Source organism: Paraburkholderia fungorum (genome assembly GCF_046026025.1).
GTDB classification, from domain to species: Bacteria; Pseudomonadota; Gammaproteobacteria; order Burkholderiales; family Burkholderiaceae; genus Paraburkholderia; species Paraburkholderia fungorum_E.
On the sequence record NZ_JAQQFL010000001.1, the window covers coordinates 226080 to 247697 of the forward strand.

Genomic DNA, 21618 nt, shown 5'->3' on the forward strand with positions numbered 1-21618 from the left:
CGGGGGGCATGGCGCGAAGCGACAGGTCTGGGGGCGTTCTCAAGAAACCAGGAAGCCGTAAGATGAGTGAAGTCCAGACTGCCCATACACATGACGCGCCCGTTGTCGGCGTGCTGATGGGCTCCAGTTCCGACTGGGAAGTAATGAAGAACGCCGTCGCGATTCTGCAGGAATTCGGCGTGCCGTATGAAGCCAAGGTCGTGTCCGCGCATCGGATGCCCGACGAGATGTTTGAATATGCCGAGCGCGCGCGTGAGCGCGGCATTCGCGCGATCATCGCGGGTGCGGGCGGCGCGGCGCATCTGCCCGGCATGTTGGCCGCCAAGACCACGGTGCCGGTGCTTGGCGTGCCGGTGGCGAGCAAGTATCTGAAGGGTGTCGATTCATTGCACTCCATCGTGCAGATGCCCAAGGGCGTGCCGGTCGCCACGTTTGCAATCGGCGAGGCGGGCGCGGCGAATGCGGCGCTGTTCGCGGTGTCGATTCTGAGCGGTACGAGCGCTGAATATGCAGAGAAACTGGCTGCGTTCCGCGTGCGCCAGAACGAAGCGGCCCACGCAATGGTGCTGCCGGCGCTGTAAGCGCCAAGGCTGATTGCTTTTAGACGTCCCCATGTCTGACCCCCGGCCGGGTGCCGCTATTGCACGTTTTGCATGCGCATCCGGCCGTGACCGACCACTAAGATGAATCCAGACAACACACCGGTTTCACCGATTCTGCCCGGCGCATGGCTTGGCATGGTCGGTGGCGGCCAGCTCGGCCGCATGTTCTGCTTTGCCGCTCAGGCGATGGGCTATCGTGTCGCCGTGCTCGACCCGGACGAAAATAGTCCTGCGGGCGCGGTTGCCGACCGCCACATCCGCGCGCCTTATGACGACGAAGCGTCGCTCACCGAACTCGCGCGGTTGTGCGCGGCGGTGTCGACCGAGTTCGAGAATGTGCCGGCCGCGAGCCTCGACTTCCTCGCGAAAACCACGTTTGTCAGCCCGGCCGGCCGTTGCGTCGCCGTGGCGCAGGACCGGATCGCCGAGAAGCGCTTTATCGCATCGTCGGGCGTGACGGTGGCGCCGCATGTGGTGATCGAATCGTCGGACGCGCTGGCCGCGCTAGACGATGCGAAGCTCGAAGCGGTGTTGCCGGGCATTCTCAAGACGGCACGCATGGGCTACGACGGCAAAGGCCAGATTCGCGTGCGCAATGCCGAGGAAGTGCGCGAGGCGCATGCGTCGCTGGCGGGCGTTCCGTGCGTGCTGGAAAAGCGTTTGCCGTTGAAGTTCGAAGTGTCCGCGCTGATCGCGCGCGCGGCGAGCGGCGCGTCGGTGGTGTATCCGCTGGCGCAGAACACGCATCGCGATGGCGTGCTGTCGCACACCATCGTGCCCGCGCCGGATGCAAGCTCGACGCTGGTCGAGCAAGCGCAGCAGGCCGCGCTGCAAATCGCGGACAAACTCGGCTATGTCGGCGTGCTGTGCGTGGAGTTCTTCATTCTCGAAGACGGCACGCTAGTCGCCAACGAAATGGCGCCGCGTCCGCACAACTCGGGCCATTACACCGTCGACGCCTGCGCGACCAGCCAGTTCGAACAGCAGGTCCGCGCGATGACCGGCATGCCGCTTGGCGATACGCGCCAGCATTCGCCGGCGGTGATGCTGAACATCCTTGGCGATGTCTGGTTTCCGGGCGGTCCGAAGGGTGCGGCGCTCACGCCGCCATGGCACGAAGTCGCCGCGATGCCGGCGGCGCGTCTGCATCTGTACGGCAAGGAAGAAGCACGTTGCGGCCGCAAGATGGGTCACGTGAACTTCACGGCCGCGACGCTCGAAGAAGCCCGCACGGCGGCGCGCGATTGCGCGCGGCTCCTGCACATCATCACGAGCTGACGCGAACGCCATGCCGGATCACAGCAAACCTGCCGAAGGCGGCGCCGCGAGCGCCTTACCGGTGAGCGCCGCGCAGATCGAGCACGCCGCCGCACTGCTCGATGCGGGCGGCCTCGTCGCGTTCCCGACGGAGACGGTCTACGGACTTGGCGGCGATGCCGAAAGTCCGGATGCCGTCGCGCGCATTTATGCGGCGAAGGGCAGGCCGGCGAATCATCCGGTGATCGTGCATCTGGCGCCGCAGGGCGATCCGAACTATTGGGTCGAGCATTTGCCAGCGGAGGCGCAGCGCTTGATCGACGCGTTCTGGCCGGGCCCGCTCACATTGATCCTGAAGCGCGCGGCGCGAATCAATGCGGCGGTGAGCGGTGGGCAGGATTCGGTGGGTTTGCGCTGCCCGTCGCATCCGGTTGCCCAGGCGTTGCTGGAAGCATTTAGCGCGTTGCGCGGCGGGCATGGCGGGGTTGCTGCGCCGTCGGCGAACCGTTTTGGTCACGTGAGTCCGACCACGGCGCAGCATGTGCGCGACGAATTCGGCGGCGCGATTCATGTGCTGGATGGTGGCGCGTCGGACGTCGGGATCGAATCGACGATTCTGGATTTGTCACGTGGGTTTCCGGCGCTGCTGAGGCCGGGTCGTGTGACGCCGCAGGATATTGCCGATGTGCTCGGCGAGGCGCCGCGTCTGGCCGATGGGTCGGATGCGACGGCTCCGCGCGCGTCCGGTACGTTGAAGGCGCACTATGCGCCGCGTACGCCGTTGGCTTTGTTGCCGTTTGGCGCGCTCGAGCCTTTGCTTGCCGCGCGCGAAGCGGGCGAGCGTGTTGCGTTGGTCGCGCGTGCGTCACGTGCCGGACCTTGGGCGGAAGCGGCGGGGGTGCATTTTATTGCTGCACCTGAGGATCCGCACGTGTATGCGCGTGAGTTGTATGGCTTGCTAAGGGCGCTGGATCGCGCGAATGTGTCGCGGATTCTTATCGAGAAGTTGCCTGATACGATTGAGTGGATTGCTGTTAATGACAGGTTAGGGCGGGCTGCGGCTGCTTTTGATGCGCAAGGGTGATCGGTGTGGTTTTTTTTTGCCTGTGCGGGGCTTTGGTTGTATGCCTGCGGGGTTGGCCTTTCCTTGCTCTGAATTTTTGGGCCTTTCCTTGATTTGTTAGTGGTCTATTAGTGTTGCCCCTGTGCGGGGCGGCACCTACTTTTCTTTGCCTGCCGCAAAGCAAAGTAGGCAAAAGAAAGCGGCTCAAACCGCTAATTCTTAAGCGGGTCCCCCGCGCAGTCACGGTAGTGGTGCATCTGGAATCCGTGCTCTCGCACATTCCCCGTTAGCGACAAAGGGCTCATCAGCTCCCACTCCGCACTGCGTGCGTCGCGGACGGGTCTGCCAGAGAAACCGGGTGCTTCGTTTCGTGCAGCGGTGGGGGCCATCGGCTTCGCCTCGGCGAGGCGTTCTCGCTGTTATCGGCGAACCTCACTTCAAATGAAATGTGGATGCGTTGCATTCGCTGCGGCGGCTGCAGTTATGCTCGACGCAACGACGCAACGACGCAACGACGCAACGACGCAACGACGCAACGACGCAACGACGCAACGACGCAACGACGCAACGACGCAACGACGCAACGACGCAACGACGCAACGACGAATCAGGGAACTGGGTGAATCCGCGGGAGCGAGCGCTCCGCGGGTGGTTTTATGAAGTAGGGTTCGGCGCGCGCAGCGCCGCCGGAAGAATGAGTGCCTTGTCACTCACGCCGAAAGTGCGAGAGCACGGATTCCAGATGCACCACTACCGTGACTGCGCGGGGGACCCGCTTAAGAATTAGCGGTTTGAGCCGCTTTCTTTTGCCTACTTTTCTTTGCGGCAGGCAAAGAAAAGTAGGTGCCCCCCCGCACAGGGGGAACGCTAATAGACCGCTAACAAAGCAAGGAAAGGCCAACGCCGTAGGCACACAGACAAAAAGCGTCGCGAAGACAAACACCTCAAGGAAAGGCCAACGCCACAGGCACACAAACAAAAAGCGCCGCGAAGGCAACCACCTCAAGAAAAGGCCACCGCCGCAGGCAAAAACCACACCCACACCGTGGCCCCGCCTCAAGTTATTTCCCCAAACCCGTCGCCGCAATCTGCTGCTGCACAAACTGCGCGAACAACGCATGCGTATGCGTACTCGGATGCACCAGGTCCGCGAACATATACGTCTGGTCAGCGCCAGCCACCGTATAAGTCTGCGGCGAGCAGAACAGCGACGAGCCGAACTGTGATCCGTACTGGGCAGGCGTCAACCCGTTCGTCGCGCTCGGATTGGCGGTAGCGTACTTGGTTGCGTTGGCTATCATCGACGTCAGGTTACACGCCGTACCCGTGTTGGATACCGTGAAGCCCAGCGCCTGGTAGTTCGGCAACTGCTGATCCAGCCACGTGAACGCATCGGCCACGATGACCTTGCCCGTACCGAGCAGGCCGAGCGTGGTCATCTGTTGGACCAGCATGTAGTTATACGCTGCGGTAATCCCCGTCAGCAGTGCAGCCGCGCCCGGCGAGGCCAGGTTGGCCTGGACACCTTGCGGCGTATTGCCGATGTCCGGCACCGTCGACACCACCACGTGGGTCGCCCCCGAATTGACGATGTTCTGGACTTGCGCGGCGAGTTGGGCGGCGGCCTGAGCGATCTGCGGGCTCGGCTGCTGCTGCAGGTAGGCAACAATGAACCCGACCTGGCCCGCCTGCGTGTTCGGCACTTGGCCCTTCACCAAGGCGGTCTGCAGCGCGGTACCGAGCGCCGTCAGGTTGGCAGCGGTCGAGAATTGGAAGATGTCGTTCGCGCCGCCGTTCACCAGCACGAGCTGATTCGCGTTGAAGCTCGTATGCGCGCCCAGGTAGTTTGCCACCTGGGTCACCACCGGCACCGTCGTGGCCGCCATGTTGTTCGGCGCCCAACCTTCACCTTGCGGATTGACGACGTCCGAGCCGCCTTGCGCGTAGCCCAACCCGCCCGTCGCGACCAGCGGTTGACCGAAGCCGCCCACGTACGCCGCAGTCAACGTGCCGCCGTAGTACTCGGCGACTTTCTGGGTCCACACTTCGCCCGGATTGGTCGTGAAGCGGCCACCGCCGAAGCTAGACTGAATCACCGGCGCATACGTGCCGACATCCGACAAGCTGTCGCCGAACGACACGACCTGCAATTTCACGCCGCCCGCCGGCGTGCTGCCGCTCGAATTGTTGTTATCGCTGCCGCCGCCACCGCAAGCCGCGAGTAGCGCAAACGCAGCACTGGCGATCGCGATCTGCGTGACGCGGACGAAATTGCGTTGCTTCGATGCTGTTTGTTTCATGTTGACTACATCTCCTCGTATGTGTGGCCCTGATGCCATGTGTTGCAGGCAGCGCCCACCGCGTCGGCGGCGTGACGACAGCTTACAGAATCTTCTACGGCCTGCGCGGGGTTTGAAGCGCGGCCGTATGCTTGTCTTCGATATTCGAATTGCCCCCGGATGCCACAACGCGGGTACTCGCACCGGCATCGCGGCCTGCGTGATAATCCGCGGCCCATGCGGGCGGTGCGAACAGGGCGCGCAACTTGTTGCGCCAGCCTTGCACGCTCACGAAATCGGCGGCCATCGACGCCCATTCGTGAAACGTCGCCCTCAGCGGGTTGTACGTATGGAGCGGCTCGACGATGCCGTACACCGGCGCCTCGAGCGGATCTTCGTCGACATAGCTGCCGAACAGGCGATCCCAGATCACCAGTACGCCGGCATAGTTGCGGTCGATATAGCGGTCGTTGCGCGCGTGATGCACGCGGTGAATCGACGGCGTGTTGAACACGTATTCGAGCCAGCCGAGCTTGCCGATCGCCTGGGTATGCACGAAGAACTGGAAGCCGAGGTTGATCAGCACGATGGCGACGATCTGCTTCGGTGGAAAGCCGAGCACGGCAAGCGGAATCCAGAACAGCCACATGCCGGCAATCGGATACATCAGGCTCTGCCGGAACGCGGTCGAAAAATTCATCCGTTCCGACGAGTGATGCACGACATGTGCGGCCCACAGCCAGCGCACCCGATGGCTGCAGCGGTGAAACCAGTAATAAAGCAGATCCTGAGCGACGAACAGCACGACGAACGACACCCAGGTCGCGGGCCACGTGGTGACGCGATAGCGATCGTGGAAGAACGCATAGACGGGGATGATCGCGAGCCACGCGAGCTTGTCGGCGGCTTGCTGCATCAGCGCGAGCGCGGCGTTGCAGAACGTGTCGCGCCAGCTATAGAGCTGCGCGCCGGGGCGCGTACGCCGCAGGTGCCACGCCTCCCAGCCAATGCATGCGAGAAAGACTGGCGCCATGGCGAGCAGCAGCAATTCGGCATCGAATTGCATGGTGTCTTCCTCCGTGGTCCCTGGCGCTGCGTTTGCCGCAGCGGACGTTGTCGTTTTTGTTTGATCGGGCCACGCTTGCGTAACAGGTGCGCGGTCCGTGCGCTACGTGTTGCGTTTTACGCGCACCTCAAACACTGCCCGACAGCGTACACGCTTGGGCGCGTTGCGGCGCGCGGGTTCTATAGAAGGAATCCTCAATGGACTGCGCGCTTGTGCGGGTTTTTCCTGGGCTTGCTGCCGCGCGGCTCGGCGACGGTATCGGAGACCTTCGTGAATCCCTGGGACGGACCCTGATAGACCCATTCGAGCAAGGCGTCATGCGCGGCGCGCGCGGCCTCCGAATGCGGGTCGTTGATCAGGCTCACCACCACGTAGCTGTTGCCGTCCGCCGATGCCACATAGCCGGCGATCGCCCGCACGTCGCGCAGGGTGCCGGTCTTGATGTGCGCGTTGCCGCCCGCGCCCTGGTTGGTCAGGCGGTTGCGCATCGTACCGTCGACGCCGGCAATCGGCAGGGACTCCACGAACACCTGGGCGACCGGGCTCGCATTGGCCCGCTGCAGCAGATCGGCAAGCGAGAGCGCGGTCACGTGCTCGTCGCGCGACAAACCCGAGCCGTTGTCGAGCGCCAGGTATTGCATATCGACGCTGTCGCGGCGTAGAAACGCCTCGATCGCGCGCGCCGATTTGGCGGGCGTGGCGGGCGGTTTTTCTTCCGTCGCGCCGATCGTCAGGAACAGGTTGCGCGCCATCGTGTTGTTGCTGAACTTGTTGATGTCGCGAACGATGTCGGACAGCACCGGCCCCTGATGCGTGGCGACGAGGCGCGCGCCGACCGGCACGGCCCCCTCGCGGGTCACGCCGTTGAAGGTGCCGCCGGTTTGCTGCCACAGCGCAAGAAAGCCGCCCGCGAAGAACGCGGTGTGGTCGAGCACCGCGACGTTGATCGTGCGCGGACCGCAGCGCACCGAGTAGTCGCCGTCGAACGACGCCACCACGGTGCCATTGGGCTGCGGTGTCACGGTGGGCGAGACAGAGGCGGCGTCGCCGCGGCACGGGCCGTTGACGGCGTGCATCTGATTGTCGATCTGCAACTGCGAGAGCGCGGGCAGCACGTCGATCGCGACGCTGCCGTCCGGGGAGGGCGTCAGCGTGAACGACAGCGATTTGAAGGCGTACAGCAGCGGGTCGGGGCCGACGTTGTACGGCGCGGTGGCGTCGTCGTCGAATGGCGGCAGATCGCGCGTGGAGGTGTCGAAGTAACGTTTGTCGAGCACCAGCGCGCCGTCGATACCGGTGATACCCGCCTTGTGGATCTTCTGTACGAGGTCGATCAGTTCTTCGGGCACGAGTTTCGGATCGCCCGTGCCCTGAATGTACAGATTGCCGTGCAGCACGCCGTTGGCGTCGAGCGTGCCGTCCGCATAGGCGCTCGTGCGCCAGCGGTAGTCCGGGCCAAGGATCGACAGGCCGGAGTAGGTGGTGACGAGCTTCATCGTCGAGGCGGGCATCATCGGCTTGCCGGCGTTCAGCGCGACGATCGGTGTGCGGTCACCGACTTTTTCGACCACCACGCTGATCGACGACAAGGGCACGTGCGCGCGCTGCAGTCCGACCATGACCGCTTGCGGCAGCACCGTGGTGACGTTGACGCTCGGATGGGTGGCCTTGAGGCGCGCCTGCGCGGCAAGCGGCAGCGCCGCGCCGCTACCCAGCGCGGCGCAGGCGAGCAGCCACGCCGCCGTGCGCGGCGCGAAGCGGCGCGGCGGGGAGGCGGCACAGTCGGCAGAGGCAGCAGAGCGTGAACGCAGCGCGACACGGCGAGCAACGGAACGTAGAAGGGCGGACAAAGAAGCAGGGAAAAAAGCGTGCGTCATGGACAGGCGAGGAAGCAGGATTTCGGGGCGCGGCGATGCGCGGCAAGCCAGAGTGTGTCGAAGCGTCGCGTCACGCGCGGAAAACCGCGGCGCGACGCAAAGCGCTCATTGTAGAGACATGCCGCGAAACTGCGGTGAAAAAGCGTTGCGTGGCGCGTACGTCGGGACCGGGCGCTAGAATGCGGCATCATCAAATGTTTCAGGACCAACCGAACCATGCGCATATTGCTAGTCGAAGACGACCGGATGATCGCCGAAGGTGTGCGCAAGGCGCTACGCGGTGAAGGCTTCGCGGTCGACTGGGTGGAAGACGGTGACGCGGCGCTCAGCGCGGCGACCGGCCAACCTTACGATCTGGTGCTGCTCGATCTCGGCCTGCCAAAACGCGACGGGCTCGACGTGCTGCGCACCTTGCGCGCCAAAGGCCACGCCACGCCGGTGCTGATCCTCACCGCGCGCGACGCGGTTGCCGATCGCGTCAAAGGCCTCGACGCCGGCGCCGACGATTACCTTGTCAAACCTTTCGATCTCGACGAACTCGGCGCCCGCATGCGCGCGCTGATTCGTCGCCAATCGGGCCGCAGCGATTCGACGATTCGCCACGGCAACCTGACGCTCGATCCCGCCTCGCATCAGGTCACGCTCGACGGCGCGCCGGTGGCCTTGTCGGCACGCGAATTCGCCCTGCTCGAAGCGTTGATCGCGCGGCCGGGCGCAGTGCTCTCCAAGAGCCAGCTTGAAGAAAAAATGTACGGCTGGGGCGAGGAGATCGGCAGCAATACTGTCGAGGTCTACATTCATGCGCTGCGCAAGAAGCTCGGCGCGGAGCTGATCCGCAATGTGCGCGGTCTTGGCTACATGATCGCCAAGGACGCCTGAGCCGATGCGTTCGATTCGCCGTCAATTGTTGTTCTGGCTGCTGGCGCTGGTGTTGCTCGGCGTCGGCATTGCGGGTTGGCTGATTTACCGGCAAGCGCTTGCCGAAGCCAACGAACTGTTCGATTACCAGTTGGAGCAGATCGCCGCGGCGCTGCCGTCGGAACCGTTTTCGCAGGTGCTCGGTTCGCGCGACACTGGCGACGAAGGCATCGTGCTGCAGATCTGGAATCGCAACGGCGTGTTGATGTACTACTCGCGGCCGCGTGCGCCGCTCGCGCCGCGCGCCGAACTCGGCTTTTCGACTGAGCGTACGGAACGCGGCGACTGGCGGGTGTACGGCGCGATCGTCGGCGATAACGTCGTGCAACTGGCGCAGCCGGTTTCGGTGCGCAACCGGCTTGCGGCGAATGTCGCGTTGCGAACCCTGTGGCCGTTGATCGTGTTGTTGCCGCTGTTGGGACTGGCGGTGTGGGTGACCGTCGGACGCGGGCTGCGGCCCTTGCGGCGGGTGACCAGCGCGCTCGACGCGCGCCACCCCGAGGCGCTCGATCCGCTGCCCGATCAGGGTCTGCCGCTCGAAGTTCAGCCGCTCGTGCGCGCATTGAACGGCCTGCTCGAACGGCTCGCGACCGCGCTCGATATCCAGAAAGCATTTGTCGCCGATGCCGCGCACGAATTGCGCACACCGCTCGCCGCCGTGCAGATTCAGACGCAACTGGTGGCCCGCGCAAAAGACGACACCGCGCGCAGCGAGGCGCTGGCCGATCTGCAGGCGGGTGTCACGCGCGCCACGCGTCTTGCCGAACAATTGCTGGCGCTCGCCCGGTCAGAGCCGGACGGTCTCGCCGCCACCAAGGCAATCGATTTGCGCGCGCTGTTGCAGGACTGCGTGGTGGCGTACGCGCCGCTTGCGCAGAATCGCGGTGTCGATCTCGGTATTGATGCCAGCGAGCCCGCGACGGTGGCCGGCGACGCCGACGCGTTGCGCGTCATGTTCAACAATCTCGTTGATAACGCAACCAAATACACGCCGCGAGGCGGCCGCGTCGACGTCAGCCTGTCGGTCGAAGAAGGGCGTCCGGTGGTGCGGATTGCCGACAGCGGGCCGGGCATCGAGCCGGCCGAGCGCGAGCGCGTGTTCGATCGCTTCTACCGGGCCGGCGCCGGCGCGAACCGCGCGCGCACCGATGTGGCGGGCAGCGGCCTGGGCCTTGCGATCGTGCGCCGTATCGCGACGCAGCACCATGCGGCGGTGACGCTCGACGAATCCGCCACGGGTGGTTTGCAGGTCGACGTGCGCTTCTGAAGGTGAGGCTTTCTGTTCGTAAAGTGATTCGAACGGGGCTTAAGCGAGGCTTAAAAACGGGCTCGACGCGATCTGGCGCTGCTTAAGACTCTTTTAAGCGATGCCACGTACGCTTCATCTCATTCCAAAGCCTCTTTCTCCAGTCAGGAGTACACGATGAACGCGAAAACCTTGTCCCGCAGCGCTGTTGCAGTGGCTGTCGCCGTGGCGCTTTCCGCCGGCTATGTGGCGGGGCATCGCGACGTGCCCGCGCCCCAGGTGATCTCGCCGGCGCAGGCCGCGATGATGCCTGCTGAAGCGGCCGCGAAAACGGGCATCCCCGACTTCTCGGGCCTCGTCGAAACCTACGGCCCGGCCGTCGTCAACATCAGCGCGAAGCATGTGGTCAAACAGACGGCATACCGCGGTGGTAACGGCGGCAACGGCGCCAACGGCAGCAACCAGTTGCCGATCGATCCGAGCGATCCCTTCTATCAGTTCTACAAGCACTTCTTCGGCGGCATGCCGGGGATGCAAGGCGGCGACGGCGGCGATGCGCCCGATCAGCCGAGCGCGAGCCTGGGCTCGGGATTCATCGTCAGCAGCGACGGCTACATCCTGACCAATGCGCACGTGGTGGATGGCGCGAACGTCGTCACGGTGAAGCTCACGGACAAGCGCGAATTCAAGGCGAAAGTGGTCGGCGCCGACAAGCAGTCGGACGTCGCTGTGCTGAAGATCGACGCGAGCAATCTGCCGACCGTGAAGATCGGCGATCCGCGCCAGAGCAAGGTCGGCCAGTGGGTGGTCGCGATCGGCTCGCCTTACGGTTTCGACAACACGGTGACCTCGGGCATCATCAGCGCGAAGTCGCGCTCGCTGCCGAACGAGAACTACACGCCGTTCATCCAGACCGACGTGCCGGTGAACCCGGGTAATTCGGGCGGCCCGCTGTTCAACCTGCAAGGCGAAGTGATCGGCATCAACTCGATGATCTATTCGCAGACGGGTGGCTTCCAGGGGCTTTCGTTCGCGATCCCGATCAACGAAGCGATCAAGGTCAAGGATGACCTCGTCAAGACCGGCCACGTGAGCCGCGGGCGTCTCGGCGTCGCGGTGCAGGGTTTGAATCAGACGCTGGCAGATTCATTCGGCATGCAGAAGCCGCAAGGCGCGCTCGTCAGTTCGGTTGATCCGGGTGGCCCGGCCGCCAAGGGCGGATTGCAGCCAGGCGACGTGATTCTGTCGGTGAACGGTGAGCCGGTCAGCGACTCGTCGGATCTGCCGTCGCAGGTCGCCGGTCTGGCGCCGGGCAGCAAGGCCACCGTGCAGGTGTGGCGCGACAAGGCCACCAAGGACCTGACGGTGACGATCGGTTCGTTGTCGGACGCGAAGGTGGCCTCGGACAAGGCCGATCAGCCGACCCAGATGCAAGGCCGTCTCGGTGTGGCGGTGCGGCCACTGACGCCGGAAGAGAAGAGCAGCGCCTCGGTATCGCACGGTTTGCTGGTGCAGCAATCGGGCGGCGCGGCTGAAAATGCAGGTATCCAGCCGGGCGACGTGATTCTCGCGGTCAACGGCCGGCCGGTTGCGAGCGTCGATCAGTTGAAGCAGATGATCGCCAGCGCGGGCAACAGCATCGCGTTGCTGATCCAGCGCGACAACGCGCAGATCTTCGTGCCGGTCGATCTCGGCTAAGCGGGGATTGAGGTAACGTGTGCCGGTCCTTTTGCACTTACTGCCGACGGACCGGCATTTTTTTACCCATTGCGTCAAGCCTAAGCCGTGAGAAAGGGCGCTCTGCGTCACATGGCGTGGCGCAGCAGCAGTTTTCCGACGACGCAAGCCGATGTCTGGCATGCAGGTTGCGTCTACCTTTGTCCGGACCCACGGGGGAACCCGGACGACAAGGCCTTAAAAAAGGAGCGAACCGATGAAAACCCAACGCAATCAGCGAAGGATCGTAGCCGCCGCGGTATGCGCGGCGCTCACGCTCGGTCTGGCGGGCGGCGCTTATGCGCAGGCGAGCGACGTAGCGGGCGGTACGACCACGGATAATGGCAGCGCGGGTAACGCCAATGGCGGCGGCATGCCGCAAATCCAGCATAAAGGCGGTATCTCGTTCGTGTCGGGCGGCGTCGGGCTCGACGAATCCACCGCGCTGCGGCACGCAGAAAGCCAGTGGCCGCTGTCGCTGCGCTTCACGGGTCCCGGCTCCGATTTTCTCGCCGACGTTCGCGTGCGAATCGTCGACGCCCACGAGGGCGATGTACTGGACGCGACCTCGCGCGGGCCGTACATGCTGGTCAAGCTGCGCCCCGGCCGCTACACCGTGCACGCGCAATACGAAAGTCACGACCAGACCCAGACGGTGACGGTCCCGGCCAAGGGCACCGCCAAGGCGGCGTTCTACTGGAAGACGCAATAAGAAGCGAGCGTCTCGCCTTCCTGAGCAGCGCCGGGCGAGACGGCCCGGCGGCATGCAGGAAGGCCGCGCATTCGGCAGAAGTTTGGCCGATAATGAAGCCACGGGCATACCCCCGTGGCTTTTACATTTGTGCGAGCGCACAGCGAGCCTCATACCACCCCGGAGCCGAGACATGAGCGATGCCTTGACACCCCACGGAAGTCCTGGCGCAAGCACGGGCGGGCATGCCATCGCGATTCGCGCCAATGGCCACCGGGTGCGGGTGATCCATGGCGGCGTGACCATGGCCGACACCCAGTCGGGCCTGACGCTCACGGAAACCGGTCTGCCAGATGTTTTCTATTTTCCGCGCGGCGACGTGAACATGGCGCGCCTCGAACGCTCAACGCATACTTCGCACTGCCCGTTCAAGGGCGAGGCTTCGTACTTCCATCTGCGCACCGAAGACGGTCTGATCGAAAACGCCGTGTGGAGCTATGAGACGCCGCTCGAGCCAGCGGCACGAATAAAAGGGTATCTCGCGTTTTACGCATCGCGCGTCGACCGTATCGATCAGACATCCTGACCGGCTGTCGCGCGTTCATCGGGGAGGCTGCCATGGAACTGAACGACGCGTTACGGATTCCGCTTGCGCCGTCCGACGTTTGGGAGGCGTTGCAGGACCTCGCCTTGTTACGTGCCAGCCTCGACAATTGCGAGTCGTTCACGCGGCTTGGCCACGGTGAATTTGCGCTCACCATGACCGTGCCGCTCGGGCCGTTGCGCGCGCGCTACGAAGCGCGAGCCCACGTGGCCGGTCAGGATTCCGGGCCGGCGGATGCGCAGCGCCGCACCATCAATTTCAAGGCGCGCGCCGAGGGCATCGGCGCGTTGCGCGGACAGATCGAAGTGAAGTTGCGCGCCGACGACGCCTCGCATGGCATCGGCAGGGAGCGCGGCACACGGATCGATTACACGATCTGGGCAACCTCGTCCGGGCCGCTCGCCGAACTACCCACGCGCCAACTTGAACACGCGCTGCATCAACTGGCCGACGATTTCTTCGACGAGTTCGGTGCGGTGGTTCGCGCCAAGCACGGGCAAGGACCGAACCGCGCGCGGGGTTCCGCGGCACGGCGGCAACACGTGTTTCTGCGGCCGATCGCGCTCAGCGGCATCGCGCGACGGACTCGCCCGGATCATGGCCATACGCTGACCGGTCGGGCGGCGAGCGCGTCGCATGGGGGATCCCACGGTGTGTCGCATGGGGTTTCGCATCATGATTCCAGTCCACACGCGGTGCCGAACTGGGCATGGGCGGCGATGATCTTTCTGGTCGCGCTGCTGTTGTACGTGGCGCGCTGGTTCAGCGAACAGTGACGCGGCGCTCAGATTGAGCAGCGCCGCGACGATGTCCCGGTGATTCGCTACTGGCGACGTTGGCCGCGCGGTCCTCATGCGCACTCATACGAACTCGTACGCAATCGCAGGCACTCGCAGGCACCCGCACCCTCACACGCCGCGAAACTCCCGTCGCCACGCGGACGGCGAAGTGCGGAACGCCTCCGCGAAATGTTGCCGCAGCGAGGCGGTCGAGCCGAAACCGGCGATTCCCGCGATCGCTTCCACTGACTCATCCGAGCTTTCCAGCAGTTGCTGCGCGCGAGCAAGCCGCTGCGCCAGCAGCCATGCGCCGACGGTCGTACCGGTGGCGAGCCGGAAGCGTCGCGTGAAGGTACGGCGGCTCATCAAGGCGCGCTCGGCGAGCGTGTCCAGCGTGTGCGGCGCATCCAGATTTCCGCTTACCCAATCGAGCAGACCGGACAAGCGGTCGCCGCGCACGTTCGGCGGCACGGGCTGGTCGATAAATTGAGCCTGACCGCCTTGCCGGTGCGGAGACACGACCAGCCGGCGCGCGACGTAGTTTGCCGCCTGCGCGCCGCACATCTTGCGCAGCACGTGAAGACAGCAGTCGAGGCCGGCGGCAGTGCCGGCCGAGGTCAGCACGTTGCCGTCGTCCACATACAGCACGTCGGGATCGGGCAGCACGCGCGGATAGCGGCGCGCGAAGTCGTCCGCGCAGGCCCAATGGGTGGAGGCTGGCCGGCCGTCGAGGATGCCGGCGGCGGCCAGCACGAATGCCCCCAGACACAGCCCGACCAGTTGCGCGCCACGTGCATGGGCGGCGCGCAGCGCGTCGAGCAGGGCGGCGGACGGCGTCTCGTCCGGGTCGCGCCAGCTCGGCACGATGATCGTGTCCGCGTCGGCGAGCGCTTCGAGCCCATGCGTGACGGCGATCGAGAAGCCGGCGGTGGTGCTCAGCGGGCCGGGTTCGGCGGCGCAGACGCGAAAGTCGAACTCGGGCAAGCCGCCGCCGGCGCGATCCTCGCCGAACACCACACACGGCACCGAAAGATGGAACGGGCTGATGCGATCGAACGCAATGACCGCGACGACGTGGCGGGGCGCGTCGCCGCACTCCGCGATGGATGAAGAGATAGCCATGGGTTGCCACGCCTTGCGAAATTCAACGATGGCCCGATTCTAGCGAATATTGTCATTCGGGTCGCTATCGGGAAAACGGCGGCGGGCAAACAATGCAGTCATCGCCGCTGCCTGTTCAAGGCCCCTCCCGGGCCGCGCGGCGCGAGCCCGAACCGCTCAACCAACTAGGAGTCTTGCCATGACCGCATCCCGCCGCGCGCTGATCGTCATCGATGTGCAGAACGAATACGTCACCGGCGATCTGCCGATCGAATATCCGGATGTGCAAACCTCGCTCGCCAACATAGGCCGGGCGATCGACGCGGCACACGCAGCCGGCGTGCCGGTGGTGGTGGTGCAACATTTCTCGTCGGCCGGCTCACCGGTGTTCGCGCGCGGCAGCGAAGGCGCCGAGCTGCATCCGGTGGTGGGTGCGCGGGCGCGCGATCACTATATTGAGAAGTCGATGGCGAGCGCCTTTACCGGCACGGATCTGGCCGACTGGCTGGCCGCGCAGCAGATCGATACCCTGACGATCGTCGGCTATATGACGCACAACTGCGACGCGTCGACGATCAACCACGCAACGCACGCAGGATTCGCGGTTGAGTTTCTGCACGACGCAACCGGCTCGCTGCCCTATGAGAACAGCGCGGGCTTTGTGAGCGCGCAGCAGATTCATCAGGTTTTCAGCGTGGTCCTGCAGTCGAACTTCGCGGCGGTGGCGAGCACGCAGCAGTGGATCGAGGCGGTGCAGGGCGGGGCGAAGCTCGCGCGCGGCGACATCTACACGTCCAACCAGAAAGCGCGGGCCCGCCGGGTTGCCGCGTAGATCTCCATCTAGTTAGTCTGACTGGGTCACCGGGCGGCCGGCGCCGCCCGATTGCCTTTGCGCAAGGCCGGACTTAGCTGCAGCGCATCGAACATGCCGGCGATCATCTGCTCCGCATGTTTGCCGAAATCGGTCGCGTCCGGCAAGAACAGCATGTCGCGCAGCGAGCCGCTGACAAAGGCATGCACCATGGCCGCCGCGATCCGGGTGTCGAGATCGGCCGGCAATTGCCCTTTGGAGATCGCATTGCGCAGACCGCCTTCGATCTTCTGCAGCCCTTCGCGCATGTTCGTCTGATAGCGAATCATCACCGGCCCCATCTCTTCGACCAGTTCGCACTTCAGAAAGAGGATGTCGAACACCCGCCGGCGGCGCGGGTCGTTGGCCGTGTCGCGCAGGCAGACCGTACAGATTTCCGTAAGACGGCCGAGCGGATCGGGTTCATTGGGGTCTTGCGAGGCAGCCTTGAGTTCGTCCAGCGGCAGCAGCACGCGGTCGAACATTTCGGTAAACAGATCGCTTTTATGCGCGAAGTGCCAATAGATCGCGCCACGCGTGACGCCCGCAGCCTGTGCGATGTCGGCGAGCGACGTGCGCGATACGCCTTTCTCGAAGAAAACCCGTTCGGCCGCGTCGAGAATGCTGTTGCGTGTCTCCTGCGCCTCTTCTTTCGTTCTTCTTACCATATGGGTGTGACCTGCCCTGATTGTGGGGTTTTCCCGGGCGCTTTTAAGTACGCTCGATGACAATCTGTCTGGGGTTAAGCAATTTGCGAATCGATCTTGCGGGCCTCCCGCCTGCGAAGATTGAAACGCACTTTTACATCCATTCGTGGATGTATATATAATAGCACCCCACGATCGGATAGCCCAAGCCGTGACGACCGGTTAATATCCGTCACTGTTGCCTTTCAAAACGCTCTTGCGCTGTGCCCGGATGGGCGGCGCCGTGCGGCATTTCCCCGGTATGGCGCATTTCGCTCAGGATGCCCTTGCAGGTGTGTTTGCATCCTCGGGCTTCCGGTCAGGCGTCGCAAGACGCATGTGTGCGCTGTCGTCCCCGGGGTAGGGATGCGCGCACTTTTTCATTCTCAGTCATTGACAGAGGTCGCTCCATGCGCGTCGAACGGGTTCCATTCCGCTTAATCAGTGCCGCGACGGCTGCCGTATTGCTGGCAGCGTGCGGACCAAAACAATCTGCCCCGCCGCAACAAACGCCCGAAGTGGGCGTAGTCACCGTCCAGCCGACGGCTGTGCCCGTCGTCACCGAATTGCCCGGCCGCACCAGTGCCTTCCTCGTCGCGCAAGTGCGTGCACGGGTCGACGGCATCGTGCTGCGCCGTGAATTCACGGAAGGCGGCGAGGTCAAGGCGGGTCAGCGTCTGTACAAGATCGATCCGGCGCCTTACATCGCGGCGTTGAACAACGCGAAGGCAACGCTGGCGAAGGCCCAGGCCAACCTCGCGTCGACCACCGCGCAAGCCAACCGCTACAAGGTGCTGGTTGCCGCCAACGCGGTCAGCAAGCAGGACTACGACAACGCGGTGGCCGCCGAAGGCCAGGCCGCGGCTGACGTGGCTGCCGGCAAGGCCGCGGTCGACACCGCGCAGATCAACCTCGGCTACACCGACGTGATCTCGCCGGTGACCGGCCAGGTCGGCGTGTCGCAAGTCACGCCGGGCGCGTATGTGCAGGCGAGCGCCGCCACGCTGATGGCAACGGTTCAGCAGCTCGACCCGGTCTACGTGGACCTGACGCAGTCCAGCCTCGATGGCCTGAAGCTGCGCCGTGAAGTGCAGGAAGGCCGCTTGAAGACGAGCGGCCCGGACGCCGCCAAGGTCTCGCTGATTCTCGAAGACGGCCGCACCTATTCGGAAAAGGGCAAGCTGCAGTTCACCGACGTGACGGTCGACCAGAGCACCGGTTCCGTGACGGTTCGCGCGATCTTCAAGAACGCGGACAAGGTGCTGCTGCCGGGCATGTTCGTGCGCGCGAAGATTGAAGAAGGCATCAACGACAACGCGCTCGTCGTGCCGCAAGTCGGCATCACGCATGACCAGAAGGGCACGCCTACCGCGCTCGTGGTCAATAGCGCGAACAAGGTCGAATTGCGCCAGCTCGTCACCTCGGGCACGTACGGTTCGAACTGGGTGGTGGAAAGCGGCCTGAAGGCCGGCGACCGCGTGATTGTTCAGGGCACCGACAAGGCGCATCCGGGGCAGGACGTCAAGGCCGTTGCCGCGCAACTTCCCGCCACACCCGCTTCCGGCACATCCGCTCAGGGTGCGCCGGCCGCCAGCGGTGCTACGCAGACGGCTCAACCCGCTTCTGCTGCATCGGGCGCGTAATAACAGGGAGCCCGCCACATGGCAAAGTTCTTTATTGATCGCCCAATTTTTGCATGGGTGATCGCCATTATTCTGATGCTCGCGGGTATCGCGTCGGTCTTTACGCTGCCGATCGCGCAATATCCGACCATCGCGCCGCCGGCCGTGCAGATCAGCGCAACGTACCCGGGCGCCTCGGCGAAGACGGTGGAAAACACCGTCACGCAGGTGATCGAGCAGCAGATGAGTGGTCTCGACCACTTGCTGTATCTGTCGTCCACCTCGGACGATTCGGGTACGGCAACCATCACGCTGACGTTCGCAGCCGGCACCAATCCTGACATCGCGCAGGTGCAGGTGCAGAACAAGCTGCAGCTCGCCACGCCGCTGTTGCCGCAAGCCGTGCAGCAACTCGGGACGAAGGTCACCAAATCGAGCAGCAGCTTCCTGCTCGTGATGGCCTTCAATTCCGAAGACGGCAGCATGAACAAGTACGACCTGGCGAACTACGTCGCGTCGAACGTTGAAGACCCGGTCAGCCGGATCGACGGCGTGGGTACGGTGACGCTGTTCGGCTCGCAGTACGCCATGCGGATCTGGCTCGACGCCAACAAGCTGACCAACTTCGGTCTTACGCCGGTGGATGTGCAGACCGCCTTGCAGGCGCAGAACGTGCAGGTCGCGGGCGGTTCGCTCGGCGGCACGCCGGCGGTGCCGGGCCAGGTGCTGCAGGCCACCATCACGGAAGCCACGCTGCTGAACACACCTGAACAGTTCGGCGACGTGCTGCTGAAGGTGAACCCGGATGGCTCGCGGGTCCGCATCAAGGACGTGGGGCGCGTCGAACTGGGTGGCGAAAACTACAACTTCGACACCAAGTACAACGGTCAGCCCACGGCCGGTTTCGGTATTCAGCTCGCCACGGGTGCGAACGCGCTGGCAACCGCCAAGGCAGTGCGCGCGAAGATCGACGAACTGTCGAAGTACTTCCCGCACGGTCTCGTCGTGAAGTATCCGTACGACACCACGCCGTTCGTGCGCCTGTCGATCGAAGAAGTGGTCAAGACGCTGCTCGAAGGTATCGTGCTGGTGTTCCTGGTCATGTACCTGTTCCTGCAGAACCTGCGCGCCACGCTGATCCCGACGATCGCCGTGCCGGTGGTGCTGCTGGGCACGTTCGCGGTCATGGGTCTGGTGGGCTTCTCGATCAACACGCTGTCCATGTTCGGGCTCGTGCTGGCGATCGGCTTGCTGGTGGACGATGCGATCGTGGTGGTGGAAAACGTCGAGCGGGTGATGGCGGAGGAAGGTTTATCGCCTCGCGAAGCAACCCGCAAGGCGATGGACCAGATTACCGGCGCGCTGATCGGCGTGGCGCTCGTGCTGTCGGCGGTGTTCGTGCCGGTGGCGTTCTCGGGCGGTTCGGTCGGGGCTATTTACCGGCAGTTCTCGCTGACGATCGTGGCGGCGATGGTGCTGTCCGTGCTGGTCGCGTTGATTCTGACGCCGGCGCTGTGCGCGACGATTCTCAAGCCGATTCCGAAGGGCCATCACGAAGTCAAGAAGGGCTTCTTCGGCTGGTTCAACCGGACGTTCGAAACGAGCCGCGACAAGTATCACTCGGGCGTTCACCACGTGATCAAGCGCTCGGGCCGTTGGCTCATCATCTACATGGTGGTGATCTTCGCGGTCGGTTTGCTGTTCGTGAAGTTGCCGAAGTCGTTCCTGCCTGATGAAGATCAGGGCACGATGTTCGTGCTGGTGCAAACGCCGTCCGGCTCGACCCAGGAAACCACGGCGCACGCGCTGAAGGACGTCTCCGACTACCTGCTCAACACTGAAAAGGGCATCGTCGAATCGACCTTCACCGTGAACGGCTTCAGCTTCGCCGGTCGCGGGCAGAACGCGGGTCTCGTGTTCGTGCGGATGAAGGACTACTCGGTGCGTCAGCACGCGGATCAGAAGGTGCAGGCGCTGGTTGGCCGCCTCTTCATGCACTTCTCGAGCTACAAGACCGCGCTGGTGTATCCGGTGAATCCGCCGTCGATTCCTGAACTCGGCACGGCTGCGGGCTTCGACTTCGAGTTGCAGGATCGTGCGGGTGTCGGTCACGAGAAGCTGATGCAAGCTCGTAACATGCTGCTTGGCATGGCCGCGAAGGATCCGACGCTGGCTCAGGTGCGTCCGAACGGCCTGAACGATACGCCGCAGTTCAAGGTGGACATCGACCACGAGAAGGCTTCCGCGCTCGGCGTGTCGCTGTCGGCGATCGACCAGACGTTCTCGATCGCATGGGCGTCGCAGTACGTGAACAACTTCCTCGATACCGATGGCCGGATCAAGAAGGTGTATCTGCAAGGCGACGCACCGTTCCGGATGAACCCGGAAGACCTGAACGCCTGGTACGTTCGCAATACGGCGGGCACCATGGTGCCGTTCTCGTCGTTCGCCAGCGGCTCGTGGACCTACGGTTCGCCGAAGCTCGAACGCTACAACGGTATCTCGGCAGTGGAAATCCAGGGCGCGGCTGCCCCGGGCAAGTCGACCGGTCAGGCTATGACGGCCATGGAAGCACTCGTGGCGAAGCTGCCGGCGGGTATCGGCTACGAATGGACGGGCTTGTCGTTGCAGGAACGCCAGTCCGGTTCGCAGGCGCCGATTCTGTACGGCATCTCGATCCTGGTGGTGTTCCTCTGTCTCGCGGCGCTGTATGAAAGCTGGTCGATCCCGTTCTCGGTGATCATGGTGGTGCCGCTCGGCGTGATCGGCGCACTGCTGGCCGCTACGCTGCGCGGGCTCGAGAACGACGTGTTCTTCCAGGTGGGTCTGTTGACCACGGTGGGGCTGTCGGCGAAGAACGCGATTCTGATCGTGGAATTCGCCCGCGAGTTGCAGCAGGGTCAGGGGATGGGGCCGGTCGAGGCCGCGCTCGAAGCAGCGCGTCTGCGGTTGCGCCCGATTCTGATGACCTCGCTCGCCTTCATTCTCGGCGTGATGCCGCTCGCGATCAGTAACGGCGCGGGTTCGGCCAGCCAGCACGCAATCGGTACCGGCGTGATCGGCGGGATGTTGACGGCGACGTTCCTCGCGATTTTCATGATCCCGATGTTCTTCGTTGTGATCCGCGCGAAGTTCGGCGGTGAGAAGGAAGACCCGGATGAGGCGCTCGCACACTACAACCAGCACCATCCGCATGACGGCCAAGGTGGCGGGTCCGCTGGCGGGTCGACGGATGCAGGCTCGGGCAAGGACGGACATTGA

The 21618-nt window shown here is 64.0% G+C and carries 17 protein-coding genes; 12 read left to right on the forward strand and 5 right to left on the reverse strand.

From position 1 onward, the window contains the following. The first annotated feature begins 62 nt into the window (after positions 1 to 62). The 3 genes from purE (at position 63) to PQR67_RS01055 (ending at position 2943) form a co-directional block, all read left to right on the forward strand. Positions 63 to 581 carry a 5-(carboxyamino)imidazole ribonucleotide mutase gene (gene purE, locus PQR67_RS01045; protein WP_408453236.1) on the forward strand — a complete coding sequence of 173 codons (519 nt, stop codon included), beginning with the start codon at positions 63 to 65 and terminating at the stop codon, positions 579 to 581. A gap of 102 nt (positions 582 to 683) precedes the next feature. After that, the gene (locus tag PQR67_RS01050) at positions 684 to 1880 is read left to right on the forward strand and encodes a 5-(carboxyamino)imidazole ribonucleotide synthase (RefSeq protein WP_408453238.1); all 1197 of its coding nucleotides are present in this window, start codon (positions 684 to 686) and stop codon (positions 1878 to 1880) included. 10 nt (positions 1881 to 1890) lie between these two features. Continuing rightward, positions 1891 to 2943, forward strand: a complete 1053-nt coding sequence (locus PQR67_RS01055; protein ID WP_408453241.1) for an L-threonylcarbamoyladenylate synthase — start codon at positions 1891 to 1893, stop codon at positions 2941 to 2943. 1040 nt (positions 2944 to 3983) lie between these two features. On the opposite strand, the gene PQR67_RS01060 is transcribed toward PQR67_RS01055, so the two are convergent. The 3 genes from PQR67_RS01060 to dacB all read right to left on the reverse strand — a co-directional run bounded on the left by PQR67_RS01060 (position 3984) and on the right by dacB (position 8144). Beyond that, on the reverse strand, positions 3984 to 5222 hold the full coding sequence (locus PQR67_RS01060) for an SGNH/GDSL hydrolase family protein (protein WP_408453243.1): 1239 nt from the start codon (positions 5220 to 5222) through the stop codon (positions 3984 to 3986). A 94-nt stretch (positions 5223 to 5316) separates the two neighbouring features. Continuing rightward, positions 5317 to 6267 (reverse strand): sterol desaturase family protein, encoded by a 951-nt coding sequence (locus tag PQR67_RS01065; protein WP_408453246.1) that lies wholly within the window; start codon positions 6265 to 6267, stop codon positions 5317 to 5319. A gap of 194 nt (positions 6268 to 6461) precedes the next feature. Further along, entirely contained in the window at positions 6462 to 8144 is a 1683-nt protein-coding gene (gene dacB, locus PQR67_RS01070; RefSeq protein ID WP_408453248.1) for a D-alanyl-D-alanine carboxypeptidase/D-alanyl-D-alanine endopeptidase, read from the reverse strand. Positions 8145 to 8360: 216 nt separating this feature from the next. On the opposite strand from dacB, the gene PQR67_RS01075 reads away from it, so the two are divergent. From PQR67_RS01075 to PQR67_RS01100, 6 genes are all read left to right on the forward strand, one after another. Continuing rightward, on the forward strand, positions 8361 to 9023 hold the full coding sequence (locus tag PQR67_RS01075) for a response regulator (protein ID WP_120349360.1): 663 nt from the start codon (positions 8361 to 8363) through the stop codon (positions 9021 to 9023). Between the two features lie 4 nt (positions 9024 to 9027). Beyond that, on the forward strand, positions 9028 to 10329 hold the full coding sequence (locus tag PQR67_RS01080) for an ATP-binding protein (RefSeq protein WP_408453251.1): 1302 nt from the start codon (positions 9028 to 9030) through the stop codon (positions 10327 to 10329). Positions 10330 to 10485: 156 nt separating this feature from the next. After that, positions 10486 to 12006 carry a DegQ family serine endoprotease gene (locus PQR67_RS01085; protein WP_408453254.1) on the forward strand — a complete coding sequence of 507 codons (1521 nt, stop codon included), beginning with the start codon at positions 10486 to 10488 and terminating at the stop codon, positions 12004 to 12006. Positions 12007 to 12241: 235 nt separating this feature from the next. After that, entirely contained in the window at positions 12242 to 12736 is a 495-nt protein-coding gene (locus PQR67_RS01090; protein WP_408453256.1) for a carboxypeptidase regulatory-like domain-containing protein, read from the forward strand. Between the two features lie 172 nt (positions 12737 to 12908). Continuing rightward, positions 12909 to 13301: a DUF427 domain-containing protein gene (locus PQR67_RS01095; protein ID WP_408453258.1), complete on the forward strand. Its 393-nt coding sequence runs from the start codon at positions 12909 to 12911 to the stop codon at positions 13299 to 13301. Positions 13302 to 13333: 32 nt separating this feature from the next. Further along, a complete protein-coding gene (locus tag PQR67_RS01100; protein ID WP_408453261.1) occupies positions 13334 to 14095 on the forward strand; it encodes an SRPBCC family protein in 762 nt (253 codons plus the stop codon). A gap of 132 nt (positions 14096 to 14227) precedes the next feature. Here the strand turns inward: PQR67_RS01100 and PQR67_RS01105 are convergent, their stop codons facing one another. Then, positions 14228 to 15220 carry a helix-turn-helix domain-containing protein gene (locus tag PQR67_RS01105; RefSeq protein WP_408453263.1) on the reverse strand — a complete coding sequence of 331 codons (993 nt, stop codon included), beginning with the start codon at positions 15218 to 15220 and terminating at the stop codon, positions 14228 to 14230. A gap of 178 nt (positions 15221 to 15398) precedes the next feature. Between PQR67_RS01105 and PQR67_RS01110 the strand changes: the two genes are divergently transcribed. Then, a complete protein-coding gene (locus tag PQR67_RS01110; protein ID WP_408453265.1) occupies positions 15399 to 16031 on the forward strand; it encodes a cysteine hydrolase family protein in 633 nt (210 codons plus the stop codon). A gap of 26 nt (positions 16032 to 16057) precedes the next feature. Here PQR67_RS01110 and PQR67_RS01115 read toward each other — a convergent pair whose 3' ends face one another. Further along, on the reverse strand, positions 16058 to 16717 hold the full coding sequence (locus tag PQR67_RS01115; protein WP_408453268.1) for a TetR family transcriptional regulator: 660 nt from the start codon (positions 16715 to 16717) through the stop codon (positions 16058 to 16060). Positions 16718 to 17145: 428 nt separating this feature from the next. Here PQR67_RS01115 and PQR67_RS01120 point away from each other — a divergent pair, with 428 nt between their 5' ends. Both PQR67_RS01120 and PQR67_RS01125 read left to right on the forward strand, forming a co-directional pair. Then, entirely contained in the window at positions 17146 to 18378 is a 1233-nt protein-coding gene (locus PQR67_RS01120) for an efflux RND transporter periplasmic adaptor subunit (RefSeq protein WP_408453270.1), read from the forward strand. Between the two features lie 18 nt (positions 18379 to 18396). After that, on the forward strand, positions 18397 to 21618 hold the full coding sequence (locus tag PQR67_RS01125) for an efflux RND transporter permease subunit (RefSeq protein ID WP_408453272.1): 3222 nt from the start codon (positions 18397 to 18399) through the stop codon (positions 21616 to 21618).

Coding starts and splice junctions, on each gene's coding strand:
- PQR67_RS01120 (WP_408453270.1), top strand. CDS start 17,146: ATGCGCGTCGAACGGGTTCCATTCCGCTTAATCAGTGCCGCGACGGCT.
- dacB (WP_408453248.1), bottom strand. CDS start 8,144: ATGACGCACGCTTTTTTCCCTGCTTCTTTGTCCGCCCTTCTACGTTCC.
- PQR67_RS01050 (WP_408453238.1), top strand. CDS start 684: ATGAATCCAGACAACACACCGGTTTCACCGATTCTGCCCGGCGCATGG.
- purE (WP_408453236.1), top strand. CDS start 63: ATGAGTGAAGTCCAGACTGCCCATACACATGACGCGCCCGTTGTCGGC.
- PQR67_RS01100 (WP_408453261.1), top strand. CDS start 13,334: ATGGAACTGAACGACGCGTTACGGATTCCGCTTGCGCCGTCCGACGTT.
- PQR67_RS01125 (WP_408453272.1), top strand. CDS start 18,397: ATGGCAAAGTTCTTTATTGATCGCCCAATTTTTGCATGGGTGATCGCC.
- PQR67_RS01065 (WP_408453246.1), bottom strand. CDS start 6,267: ATGCAATTCGATGCCGAATTGCTGCTGCTCGCCATGGCGCCAGTCTTT.
- PQR67_RS01075 (WP_120349360.1), top strand. CDS start 8,361: ATGCGCATATTGCTAGTCGAAGACGACCGGATGATCGCCGAAGGTGTG.
- PQR67_RS01090 (WP_408453256.1), top strand. CDS start 12,242: ATGAAAACCCAACGCAATCAGCGAAGGATCGTAGCCGCCGCGGTATGC.
- PQR67_RS01085 (WP_408453254.1), top strand. CDS start 10,486: ATGAACGCGAAAACCTTGTCCCGCAGCGCTGTTGCAGTGGCTGTCGCC.
- PQR67_RS01055 (WP_408453241.1), top strand. CDS start 1,891: ATGCCGGATCACAGCAAACCTGCCGAAGGCGGCGCCGCGAGCGCCTTA.
- PQR67_RS01105 (WP_408453263.1), bottom strand. CDS start 15,220: ATGGCTATCTCTTCATCCATCGCGGAGTGCGGCGACGCGCCCCGCCAC.
- PQR67_RS01060 (WP_408453243.1), bottom strand. CDS start 5,222: ATGAAACAAACAGCATCGAAGCAACGCAATTTCGTCCGCGTCACGCAG.
- PQR67_RS01080 (WP_408453251.1), top strand. CDS start 9,028: ATGCGTTCGATTCGCCGTCAATTGTTGTTCTGGCTGCTGGCGCTGGTG.
- PQR67_RS01110 (WP_408453265.1), top strand. CDS start 15,399: ATGACCGCATCCCGCCGCGCGCTGATCGTCATCGATGTGCAGAACGAA.
- PQR67_RS01095 (WP_408453258.1), top strand. CDS start 12,909: ATGAGCGATGCCTTGACACCCCACGGAAGTCCTGGCGCAAGCACGGGC.
- PQR67_RS01115 (WP_408453268.1), bottom strand. CDS start 16,717: ATGGTAAGAAGAACGAAAGAAGAGGCGCAGGAGACACGCAACAGCATT.